The 11,956-nt window shown below is 65.9% G+C and carries 5 protein-coding genes and 1 pseudogene; 1 reads left to right on the forward strand and 5 read right to left on the reverse strand.

Annotated features, from left to right (window positions below):
- Window positions 1–113: 113 nt before the first annotated feature.
- The gene (locus tag G1E_RS13845) at window positions 114–5,567 is read left to right on the forward strand and encodes a dermonecrotic toxin domain-containing protein (RefSeq protein ID WP_084728208.1); all 5,454 of its coding nucleotides are present in this window, start codon (window positions 114–116) and stop codon (window positions 5,565–5,567) included.
- Between the two features lie 28 nt (window positions 5,568–5,595).
- Here G1E_RS13845 and hutG read toward each other — a convergent pair whose 3' ends face one another.
- The 5 genes and pseudogenes from hutG to hutU form a co-directional block, all read right to left on the reverse strand.
- The gene (gene hutG, locus G1E_RS13850; RefSeq protein ID WP_009684271.1) at window positions 5,596–6,399 is read right to left on the reverse strand and encodes an N-formylglutamate deformylase; all 804 of its coding nucleotides are present in this window, start codon (window positions 6,397–6,399) and stop codon (window positions 5,596–5,598) included.
- 10 nt (window positions 6,400–6,409) lie between these two features.
- The gene (hutI, locus tag G1E_RS13855) at window positions 6,410–7,615 is read right to left on the reverse strand and encodes an imidazolonepropionase (protein ID WP_029885411.1); all 1,206 of its coding nucleotides are present in this window, start codon (window positions 7,613–7,615) and stop codon (window positions 6,410–6,412) included.
- Between the two features lie 15 nt (window positions 7,616–7,630).
- Window positions 7,631–9,034 (reverse strand): amino acid permease, encoded by a 1,404-nt coding sequence (locus G1E_RS13860; protein WP_009684274.1) that lies wholly within the window; start codon window positions 9,032–9,034, stop codon window positions 7,631–7,633.
- A 135-nt stretch (window positions 9,035–9,169) separates the two neighbouring features.
- Window positions 9,170–10,702 (reverse strand): histidine ammonia-lyase, encoded by a 1,533-nt coding sequence (gene hutH / locus G1E_RS13865; RefSeq protein ID WP_047149885.1) that lies wholly within the window; start codon window positions 10,700–10,702, stop codon window positions 9,170–9,172.
- Between the two features lie 105 nt (window positions 10,703–10,807).
- Window positions 10,808–11,956 (reverse strand): annotated as a pseudogene (gene hutU, locus G1E_RS13870) (urocanate hydratase); the annotation flags it as partial.

The following is an 11,956-nucleotide window of genomic DNA, read 5'->3' on the forward strand; positions in this document are numbered from 1 at the left end:
CCATCATAAACCTGAATTGCGCTTAGAGCATGTACCTAAGCGAGATCATCTTATGTGCAGGGCGCAGGCGAGCCTCCCTAGCATCGGGGAACACCCTCGAAGTGAGACTCCCCATGATCGACGCCACCAAACCTGCAGCCTGCGAGCCCGACTTCTACCACCAGTTGGTCAGCAGCAAGCTACCCGCCTGGGTGGTCGACGCCCGGCCAGAGCAGCGCCGCCAGCTGCGTCAGGCGGCCAGCCAGCGCGACCCCAGGCTGGAACGCGCATGCCTGGCACACCCAACGGTGGCCAAGGCCCTGGTGCAAACCTATGGCCAACACGTGCAAGCCGAAGCGAACCTGAGTGCCCTCCTGGCAACCCTGCCTGACCTGCAGCGCTATGCCACCGAGCTGCTGTCCACCGCGGTCAGCCAGCGCTTGGGCACCACACTCGATGTCGAGCGTACCTACCTGATGAACCTGAACAGGGCGGCCGCCCTTACCGAGGCGCTCTCCAGCCCTGGCGGCGATCCTTTCGTCACTTCGTCCCGCGCGCTGAAGCTGGCAACCCAACCCCTGCTGCATTGTGCCTTGCAGAACTTCGAGGCCTTCGAGGCCCAGCCGGACGGCTTGCGCGCCGGCGGCCACGCCTCGGCCATTCTCGATAGCAACGACGTTGGCCTGGCCTCCCAGGCGGTGCCACTGCCCATCGTCGCGGAAGCGTTCGCGGCCCTGGCACGCGAGCTGGATATCGGCGGCAAGTATCAACGGCTGCTCGACGCGCTCGACCCACCGGGCGAGCAGCCCAACGCGCCGGCCATTGCCGGCGTGTTCAAGGCTGCCGAGCGCTCCACATTCGAGTTGCAGGTTCACTACGCCTGCCTGCTGGGCCGGATCGACACGGCCCTCCATGCAACCTTGCTCAAGCTCGCCACTGAGCCAAAGGTTGAGCACGATGGCCGCCCGGTCCTGTGTGCGGGCATCGAGTTGCTGCATGTTCCGCTGACCGGGGCCATGGCGATTGGCCTCGACGCACGCCGGCCGGTGGGCGCCGGCCGATTCCCACCAGGGCCAGTGTACCCGTATGCGGGCTGGGTGGTGCTTTACCTGCCCGGCATGCCCGAGCCGTTGACCCAGCACGCCAGCAGGGCCGATGCCGAAGCGTTCCTGCGTGAACAGCTGCCTGCCTTCCGCCGCCCGGAATGCCAGCGCCTGCTACCCGATCGGCACAAGCGCCACTTCCTGGAGCGCATCGCCAACGCGCAGGTGCGTCTGCACGTGCAGCCCTTCACCCGCCCGTGCCTGGACGAGCTGGCCTGCCAGCGGCAGAAGCGGCTGAGGGATGACGGGCTGTTCCATGCGGTGCCGACAGCCATGCAAAACGGCAAGACCGCGCAACGCCACCTTGACTACTTCAAGGCCCTGGCCTTCGTCAGCCTGAACGTTGCCGCCCTGTTCATCCCCCCGCTTGGCGCCGCGATGCTTGGGGTAACGGCCCTGCAGCTGGCCAATGAAACGTTCGAGGGCATCGACAGCTGGCTTGACGGTGATCGCCAGCAGGCATTCGACTACTTGATGGACGTGATCGACAACGTCGCCATCATGGCCGCGCTCGCGGCAGCCGGCGGGGGGCAGGCTACGCCGGTGGTCGAGCGGATCCCCGTGGAGACGCCATCATTCATCGAAGAACTGCAGCCAATCGACCTGGCCGACGGCGAGCGCCGCCTGTGGCATGCGGACCTGGCGCCCTTTGCCCACGACCGGGTATTGCCGGGTGGGCTGGAGCCAGACGAATCCGGCCTGCTTCACTACGGCGGCAAAACCTGGCTGCCCGTGGAAAACCGGGTCTACTCGGTGACCCCCGCTGCCACGGGTTACCGCCTTGAACACCCGACCCGCCCGGCAGGCTACCAGCCCAAAGCGCTGCACAATGGTGCAGGGGCATGGTTGCTGGAGTCCGAGCAGCCGCAAAGCTGGGACGGCGCACGCCTGCTGCGCCGCCTGGGGCACCTGAGCGGGTCTTTCGATGAAGCGACGTTGCAGCGAATCCTGCACGTCTGCGATATCCACGAAGACACGCTGCGCCACTGCCTGGCCCACAACCGGCGGCTGCCCGCACTGCTGGAAGACACCCTGCAGCGGTTCAAGCTGGATGCCCACATCCGCCAGCTGCCAGACCAAAGCGCCTGGCCTGCAGCGTTCACCACGGCGTACGCGCGCATCGCTAGCCCCCTGCCGGCCAACGGCGAGGTGATCCGCCGGGTCTACCCCAGCCTGCCAGCGCCGATCATCGATGAGCTGGTGCGCAACGCAAGTGCCATTGACCTGCAAGCCCTTGGTGCCGGCAAGGTGCCCCTGCACCTGGCCGAGGAAATACGCGCCTACCAACAACACGTGCGCCTTGCCCGCGCTTATGAGGGCCTGTACCTGGCCGGCGCGCAAAGCTGGGACAGCGACCGGCTGATCATGCAAACCCTGCCCCACCTGCCGGGCTGGCCAGCAGACACGCGGCTGCGCCTGTTGCAGCGCAGTCACTGGCCCGACCAGGACCATGCCATCGGCGCGCAGGGCAGCAGCCCCTGGGCGACCATCACCCACTCGCCAGCCGGCTACATCGTTCACGCGCAGGGCGAGCCCGGGGCGGTGGTGCGTCGCTACCCGCAGCTCTTCAGCGCGCTGCATGCAGCCTTGCCCGACGCCATGCAAGGCCTGGGCGTCACCAGCGGCGAGGCCCTTCAGCACCTGCTGCAACAGAGCCCGTTGTTACCCCGCCCGGCCTTACGCGATGCGTTGGGCATGCAACCGCCCCGGCCCGGCTATCGCTCGCCGATGCGCTTTGCCGATGGCCGCGTTGGCTACCGTTTGAGCAGCGGTGATGACCAAAGCCAGGGCAGCATGCGCCAGCACCTGCTGAGCACGCTGAGGGCCACCGGCATTCCGGAACGCACCGGCAGGCCGGCCGAGCAGGTGCTGATGTCGCTTGCCGCCAACGGCCGCAGCCGGCTGCAGATCCTCGAATACCTGACCACGCTGATGGAGCAACGCAACGCCTTGCAACGCAGCCTGGACGACTGGAGCGAAGCCATTTCACCGGCCTCCGACCAGGCGGCCCGCACCTATGACACCCTGCGTGAAGCGATCATGCAGCACTGGTACGACACCGCCCTGGAGGATGATGCCGCGCTCGGTGCCGAGCTGCGCGTGCAAGGCGTACCGCTGACCGACATCCCGCTGACCCTGCCCGATTTCTTCTACCGCCGCGTGCGCAGCCTGCACCTGCTCGACCTGCCAAGCGGCACCCTGGCAGGTTGGGGCCAGAGCGAGCGGCTGATGCAACGCTTGCTGCGGCTGATGCCCGGGCTGGAAGCACTGGAAATCAGCAGGCCGTACAACCCCAGGGCAACCCCCTCGCTACTGCTGCCCAGCGTGCCGACCATTGCCTCGACCCTGCCGAACCTGCGCAGGCTGGCCATGACCAACCAGAACCTGGCGTTCAGCAACAGCCACCTTGGCGAGCTGGCAGGCCATGCACGGCTTGCCCATCTGGACCTCAGTGGCAACCGGCTGCAGCAAGGCATCGACAGGGCCAGCTTCCACTGGTTTACCCTGGATTACCTGGGCTTGAACCGGATGCAACTGAGCCAATGGCCCACCGGTATCGACAGCGAAACCCTGAGCCGTATCGGGCACCTGTCGTTACAGGACAACAACCTGACGTCACTGCCCGCGTTCCTGCTGGGGGAAACGCCGCTGCAACGCGCGCCGGTGATTTCGCTGCAAGGCAACCCCATCAATGAAACGCACCTGCAACGCCTGCTGCTGAACGAACGCCCGGAAACCGCCCAGGTCACCGTGGATCAGCCCCCGGCGCTGAACCAACGGCTGGAACGCCTCCGCAGCGAGCGGCAACTCATGCGCGATGCGATCGATGGCTGGGTCCATGCCTCGAGTTCGAGCAACCCGTTGACCCAGGCGGCCCTGACCGACCGGCAGCGTATGGCAGCAGCGATAAACGCATTCTGGGAGCGCCAGGAGCAGGGCCAGCAATACCTTCGCCTGCAACTGGAGGACGTTGCCATCGAACACTTCCCGCGTCGCCTCCCGGCGTTCTTCGGCGAGCGTGTGCATGCCATGACCCTGACCCGCCTCAGTGGCACCTCAGCACAACTCAGCGAACTGCTTGCCCGCTTTCCGAACATCACCCGCCTGACCATCGATGCTCACCAAGGTGCTACGCCTGCACTGGCATCGGCCTTGCCGCGCCTGCCGCGCCTGACCTACCTGGAGTTTCGCAACATGGGCCTGGAGGTCGACCAGGCCATGCTGGAAACCTTTGCCGAGCTTGAGCACCTGACCTCGCTCGACCTGTCTGGCAACCGGGTCGGCAACATCACCCAGGTGCCTGCGCGGTTGTCCGCCAACCTGACGTCCCTCGAACTGACCAACATGAACCTGCACGCGTGGCCAGACTGGTGCGACGCGCTGCTACCCCTGGAGTTGCTGGACCTCAGCTCGAACAACATCACCCAACTGCCCGAGCACATCCTCTCCAACCTGAACAACGCCATGCCGATTTCGTCGATTTCGTTGTTCGACAACCCCTTGCCCGACGCCACCATCCTGCGCGTGCGGGCCTACTCGGATAGCCAGCGCAGTTACTCGTTCGCCCTGGACATTCCAGACAACCTGATGCTGGTCAACTCGTCCAGTGAAGGCTCGCTCGACCATCCGCACTTCCCGTTGCAGGGCGACGACACCCCCAGGCTCGAAGACTGGCTGCTGGGTGACGAGGCTCAGAACGAAGCCTTGCGCAGCTGCTGGCAACAGCTGGAGGGCAGCGACCTGTTGCGGCTAGCAGGCCGTTTGCACAATGCCGCGCCGTTCGTCGACCCTACCACCCGGGGCGACTTCTGTGCGCGGGTGCGCCTGATGCTGGTGGCAGCCGCAGCCAACCAGGATGAACGGCCGATCATGGAAAGCATTGCCGCAGCGGCGCTGCCCGACCCAGAGACGGGCTCGCAGACGTGCCACGACGGCGCACTTCAGGAGTTCAACAACATCGAACTGTACCTCATGGCCAACCGCCTGCTGATCGACGCTGGCGATACCCTGCACAGCCTGCACCAGCGCCTGTTACGGCTGTTCCGCGTGGACCAGCTGGAAAAGCTTGCCGCCACGCGCACCGGTTCGGGCGACCTGGTCTCGGTGCGCCTGGCCTACCGTCGCGAGCTGGCCAGGGAGCTGGACCTGCCGATCGCCGACAGCATGCGTTTTCGCGGGGCCGCAAACCTGGCCCGTGGCGAGCTGTCGCGGGTACTGGAAAGCGTGCGCCAGAGCGAACACAGTGAAGTGTTCATCGATTACCTGCTGGCCAATAGCAGCTGGGCCCAGCGCCTGCGCGGCGAACATGCGCCGCGCTTCGCGCAGATAGAGGCCCGTTACCGCCAGCGGGTACTGGAGCTGTCCGGCAGCGAGCACCCGCTGCACGAGGAAGTCGCTCTGCAGCAGGGCCTTTGGGAGGACAAGCAGCAGGAAGAGCTGGCGCTGCTGCGCGAACTCACCCTCACCTTCGTGGGTAATAGCTGAGCCAACCCACGCGACGGCGCGCCGCTCATTACTTGCCGTAATGCTCCCGGCCCCACGCCAATGCGGCCTGGAGCAACGCCTTCAACACCTCGCGCGTCGGCTGGGCGCGGTCTTCGCGGTAGGTAAACGGCTCCTGCTCTTCCATGTAGGTGCTTTGCGCCAGCTCCAGCTGTACGGCATGGATGTCATGCGCCGGGTCGCCGTAATGCCGGGTGATGTGGCCGCCTTTGAAACGCCCGTTAAGCACATGGCTGTAACCCTGGGCTTGGCTGCACACCTGCACCAGCCGCTCGGCCAGGTCCGGGTCGCAACTGGCGCCATTGAACGTGCCCAGGTTGAAGTCCGGCAGCCTGCCATCGAACAGGTGCGGGATCAGCGAACGAATCGAGTGGGCATCCCACAGCAGCGCGTAGCCGTGGATTTCCCGCAGGCGCGCCAGCTCGTTGCGGATCGTTTGGTGATAAGGCTGCCAGATCGTCGCCAGGCAGGCCTCGCGCGCTTCGGCAGTGGGCTCCAGCCCCTGCTTGAACAAAGGCACGCCATCGAACAGCGTGGCCGGATACAAGCCGGTTGTAGCACCGGCATATAACGGTTTGTCGTCAGCCGGGCGGTTCAAGTCGATGACGAACCGCGAATACTGCGCGGCGACCACGCTGGCCCCCAGTTCCCGGGCAAAGTCGTAAAGACGTGGTATGTGCCAATCCGTGTCGGGCAGGCTGCGCGCTTGGTCGACCAGGCCCTGGTCCACGGCCGGGGTGAGCTTGAGGCCGGCGTGGGGCATGCTGATCAGCAACGGCAAATGCCCTTGGTGGAAACTCAATACCTTGTCCATCTAGCCTCCCTCAATTGGTAATTTCATGGCCACTGCGCACCACGCGCTTGGGCAGGTCGCCGCCGAGCCAGTACGCCAGGTCGGCGGGGCGCTCGACCTGCCAGGCGACGAAATCGGCCACCTTGCCAACTTCCAGCGAGCCGTGGCTGTCACCCAGGCCCAGCGCGGTGGCGGCATGCACCGTGACGCCGGCCAGGGCTTCTTCCGGCGTCATACGGAAGCACGTGCAGCCCATGTTCAGCATCAACCGCAGCGACAACCCGGGCGAGGTACCCGGGTTGAGGTCGCTGGCAAGGGCGATCTTCACCCCATGGCGGCGCAAGGCGTCCATCGGCGGCAGTTGGGTTTCGCGCAAAAAATAGAAAGCGCCCGGCAGCAGCACCGCGACCGTGCCCGCCTTGGCCATGGCGATGGCGTCTTCTTCAGTCATGAATTCCAGGTGGTCGGCCGACAGCGCCTGGTAACGCGCAGCCAGGCTGGAGCCGTGTAGCGAAGACAACTGTTCGGCGTGCAGCTTGACCGGCACCCCCAACGCCCGCGCCTTGATGAACACCCGCTCGACCTGGGCCGGGGTGAACGCCAGGTGCTCGCAGAAGGCGTCCACTGCGTCCACCAGGCCTTCGCCGACCAGGCTTGGCAGCAGTTCGTCGCAGATGTGCGTGATGTAGTCGTCCGCCCGGCCGGCGTATTCCGGTGGCAAGGCGTGGGCAGCCAGGCAGGTGGCCCGCACCGTCAGTGGCAGGGCATCCGCCAGCCGCCTGGCCACGCGCAGCATCTTGCGTTCGTTGGCCAGGTCCAGGCCGTAGCCGGACTTGACCTCGAGGGTTGTCACGCCGTCGCGCATCAAGGCTTGAACCCGCTGGCGCGCACTGGCGAACAGCTCATCCTCGCTGGCCGCACGGGTGGCCCGCACGGTGCTGGCAATGCCCCCGCCCTGGGCGGCGATTTCGGCATAGCTGACGCCTTGCAGGCGCTGTTCGAACTCGCCACTGCGGTTGCCACCGAATACCGCGTGGGTATGGCAATCGATCAGCCCGGGGGTGACCCAGGCGCCGCCCAGGTCCACCGTGCGCTCGGCCTCGACCGGGCCCAGCCCGGCCCGCGGGCCGATCCATTCGATCAGCCCGGCGTGGGTGACGATGGCCGCATCTTCGATAAGCGAATAGCGGCCTTCGGCCATGGTTGCCGCATGGCAGTGCTGCCAGAGGGTTCTCATGCACAATCTCCTGTACTAGCGGTGTAGCTCGGCCGGCTCTGCAACTGGCTGGCCCTGCCCTGCCCGCGGCTTGCACCACAGCAGGTAGGACGCCACCAGGAACACCACCCAGACCACCCCGACGACCAACGCCGCCTGGGTGTCCGGGAAGTAACCGAGCACGCCAAAGATGAACACCATGAAGGCAATGGCCATGGCCGGGCCATAGGGCCAGAACGGTACCGGGAACTTCAGCTGGGCGACCTCTTCACGGCGCAGGCTCCGGCGCATGGCCACCTGGGTAACCAGGATCATCAGCCACACCCAGACGGTGGCGAAGGTGGCGATCGAGGCGATCAGCAGGAACACGTTCTCGGGGATAAGGTAGTTGAGCAGCACGCCCACCAGCAGTGCCGCCCCCATCACGACCACGGTCATCCACGGCACGCCGTGCCTGGACAACTTGCTGAAGCCGCGCGGCGCATGGCCTTGCTGGGCCAGGCCATACATCATGCGGCCGGCACCGAAGATGTCGCTGTTGATGGCCGAAATCGCCGCCGAGATCACCACCACGTTCAGCACCGCGGCCGCCGAACCGATACCCAGGTTGCTGAAGATCTGCACGAACGGGCTGCCCTGGCTACCGATCTGCGGCCATGGGTACAGGCACATCAGCACGAACAAGGTGAGCACATAGAACAGCAGGATGCGCAGCGGCACCGCGTTGATCGCCTTGGGGATCACGCGCTGTGGGTCTTTGGCCTCACCGGCCGTGACACCGATGATCTCGATGCCGCCAAAGGCGAACATCACCACGGCGAACGAGGCGATCAGGCCACCGACGCCATTGGGCATGAAGCCGCCATGGTCGAACAGGTTGCTCACGCCAACGGCATGCCCGCTGCCCACCTGGCTGAAGCCGAAGGCCATGATGCCCAGGCCGGCGAGGATCATCGCCACGATGGCGCCGACCTTGAGCAACGACAGCCAGAACTCCATTTCGCCAAAGACCTTGACGTTGCACAGGTTCAGGCCGCCAATCAGGAGCACGATGCCCAGCACCCAGATCCAGCGGGCGACCTCGGGGAACCAGAACCCCATGTAGATGCCGAAGGCGGTCACGTCGGCAATGGCGACGATGACCATCTCGAAGGCGTAGGTCCAGCCGAGGATGAAGCCGGCCATGGGGCCGAGGTAGGTGGTGGCGTAGTGGCCGAACGAGCCGGCCACCGGGTTGTGCACGGCCATTTCGCCGAGGGCGCGCATGACCATGAACACGGCAGCGCCGCCGATCAGGTAGGCCAGCAACACGGCCGGGCCGGCCATCTGGATGGCCGAGGCAGAGCCATAGAACAGCCCGGTGCCGATGGCCGAGCCGAGGGCCATGAAACGGATGTGGCGGGCGCTTAGCCCACGCTTGAGACCTTGAGCTTGTTGCATGTCACGTCCTTGAATTGTTTTTGTGGTCGTGAGGTCGAGAGGGGGCTGCCTTGCAGCCAGATCGCCGGCAAGCCAGCCCCCTCACTGTGGGAGCCGGCTTGCCGGCGAGTGGGCCGCCTGGCGGCCCCAGGGGCATTACAGACTTGGCAGCACACCGGCCGGCAACAAACCGGTCAGGCTCCCCTTGGCCAGCAGTTCCACGGCCTTCTCGATGTCTGGCGCAAAGAAACGGTCACGGTCGTAGTGCGGCACTTCGCTGCGCAGTGCCTGGCGCGCCTGCTCCAGCTTGGTGGAGGTCTTCAGGCCTTTGCGCAGGTCGAGGCCCTGGCAGGCACCCAGCCATTCGATGGCCAGGACGCCTCGGGTATTCTCGGCCATTTCCCACAGGCGCTTGCCGGCAGCCGGGGCCATCGAAACGTGGTCTTCCTGGTTCGCCGAGGTGGGCAGGCTGTCGACGCTGTGCGGGTGGGACAGGGCCTTGTTCTCGCTGGCCAGCGCAGCAGCGGTCACCTGGGCAATCATGAAACCGGAGTTGACCCCGCCGTTTTCCACCAGGAACGGCGGCAGCTGGGACATGTGCTTGTCCATCATCAGCGAGATGCGGCGCTCGCTGAGCGAGCCGATTTCGGCGATGGCCAGGGCAATGTTGTCGGCGGCCATGGCCACCGGCTCGGCGTGGAAGTTGCCGCCGGAAATCACGTCCCCTTCGGCAGCGAACACCAGCGGGTTGTCGGATACGGCGTTGGCTTCGACCGCTAGCACTTCGGCGGCCTGGCGCAACTGGGTCAGGCACGCACCCATGACCTGCGGCTGGCAGCGCAACGAATACGGGTCCTGCACCTTGTCGCAGTTCTTGTGCGACAGCGACACTTCGCTGGCGTCGCCCAACAGGTCGCGGAAGCACGCCGCGGTGTCGATCTGGCCACGCTGGCCCCGCACTTCGTGGATACGCGCATCGAATGGCGAACGCGAACCCAGCGCGGCTTCGACGCTCAGGCCACCGCAGGCAATGGCGGCGGCGTACAGGTCTTCACTCTGGAACAGGCCGCGCAGCGCATAGGCGGTGGAAGCCTGCGTGCCGTTGAGCAGGGCCAGGCCCTCCTTGGCGGCCAGGGTCAATGGCTCGAGGCCGGCCACCGCCAAGGCTTCGGTCGCTGACAGCCACTGGCCCTTGTAGCGTGCCTTGCCTTCGCCCAGCAGCACCAGCGACATATGCGCCAAGGGGGCGAGGTCACCGGAAGCCCCGACCGACCCTTTCAGCGGGATGTGCGGGTAGACTTCGGCATTGACCAGGGCGATCAGCGCGTCGATGACCTTGCGGCGAATGCCGGAGAACCCGCGGCTGAGGCTGTTGATCTTCAGCACCATGATCAGCCGCACCAGCTCGTCATCCAGCGGCGCACCGACACCGGCAGCGTGGGACAGCACCAGCGAGCGTTGCAGGTTTTCCAGGTCGTGGCTGGCGATACGGGTCGACGCCAGCAGGCCAAAGCCGGTGTTGATACCGTAGGCGGTGCGGTCTTCGGCAATGATCTGCTCAACGCAGGCCACACTGGCGTCAATGGCGGGCGCGGCGCTGGCATCCAGCTGCAAGCGCACGGGCGCGGCGTGAATGGCGCGCAGCTGGGCCAGGGTCAGGGTGCCTGGCTTGAGGGTCAATTCGGTCACGTTGCTACTCCAGTCGCTTGGAGCCACAGGCCCGTCTGTGGTGCCTGTGCGCTCCTTCTTGTTGTTCAGTATCACCCCTGGCGGGGTGCGAGCCAAAGCCGGGGGTCAGCCCGTGATCATCGGCAGGTCCAGGCCCTGCTCCCTGGCGCAGTCGATGGCGATGTCGTAGCCGGCATCGGCGTGGCGCATGACACCGGTCCCCGGGTCGTTGGTCAGCACGCGGGCGATACGCTCGGCGGCTTCATCGGTACCGTCGCAAACGATGACCATGCCCGAGTGCTGCGAGAAGCCCATGCCCACGCCGCCACCGTGGTGCAGCGAGACCCAGGTGGCGCCGCCTGCGGTATTGAGCAAGGCGTTGAGCAGCGGCCAGTCGGAGACAGCGTCCGAGCCGTCGCGCATGGCTTCGGTTTCGCGGTTGGGACTGGCCACCGACCCGGAGTCCAGGTGGTCGCGGCCAATCACTACCGGCGCCGACAGCTCGCCGCTGCGGACCATTTCGTTGAACGCCAGGCCCAGCTTGGCACGCAGGCCCAGGCCAACCCAGCAGATACGCGCCGGCAAGCCCTGGAAGCTGATGCGCTCGCGGGCCATGTCCAGCCAGCGGTGCAGGTGGGCGTCGTCGGGGATCAGCTCCTTGACCTTGGCGTCGGTCTTGTAGATGTCGTCGGCCTCACCGGACAGCGCCGCCCAGCGGAACGGGCCAACGCCGCGGCAGAACAACGGGCGGATGTAAGCGGGTACGAAACCTGGGAAGTCGAAGGCGTTCGCTACGCCTTCTTCCTTGGCCATCTGGCGGATGTTGTTGCCGTAGTCGAACGTCGGGACGCCCTGCTTCTGGAAGTCGAGCATGGCCTGCACGTGCACGGCCATCGACTGCTTGGCGGCCTTGACCACTGCCGCAGGTTCGGTCTGCGCGCGGTCGCGGTACTGTTCCCAGGTCCAGCCGGCGGGCAGGTAACCGTTGAGTGGGTCGTGGGCGCTGGTCTGGTCGGTGACCATGTCCGGGCGCACGCCGCGCTTGACCAGTTCGGGCAGGATTTCCGCGGCGTTGCCGTGCAGGGCGATGGAGATTGCCTGGCCTTCGGCGGTGTACCTGGCGATGCGTGCCAGGGCGTCGTCGAGGTCGGTGGCCTGCTCGTCGACGTAGCGGGTTTGCAGACGGAAGTCGATGCGGCTCTGCTGGCATTCGATGTTCAGCGAGCAAGCCCCGGCCAGGGTCGCCGCCAGTGGCTGGGGGGCCCCCCCCCCCCC

The organism is Pseudomonas sp. TJI-51 (assembly GCF_000190455.2).
GTDB lineage: Bacteria > Pseudomonadota > Gammaproteobacteria > Pseudomonadales > Pseudomonadaceae > Aquipseudomonas > Aquipseudomonas juntendi.

Excerpts from the sequence above, each read along its gene's own strand:
- G1E_RS13860 (WP_009684274.1), bottom strand. The coding sequence starts at position 9,034 with ATGCAACAAGCTCAAGGTCTCAAGCGTGGGCTAAGCGCCCGCCACATC.
- G1E_RS13845 (WP_084728208.1), top strand. The coding sequence starts at position 114 with ATGATCGACGCCACCAAACCTGCAGCCTGCGAGCCCGACTTCTACCAC.
- hutI (WP_029885411.1), bottom strand. The coding sequence starts at position 7,615 with ATGAGAACCCTCTGGCAGCACTGCCATGCGGCAACCATGGCCGAAGGC.
- hutG (WP_009684271.1), bottom strand. The coding sequence starts at position 6,399 with ATGGACAAGGTATTGAGTTTCCACCAAGGGCATTTGCCGTTGCTGATC.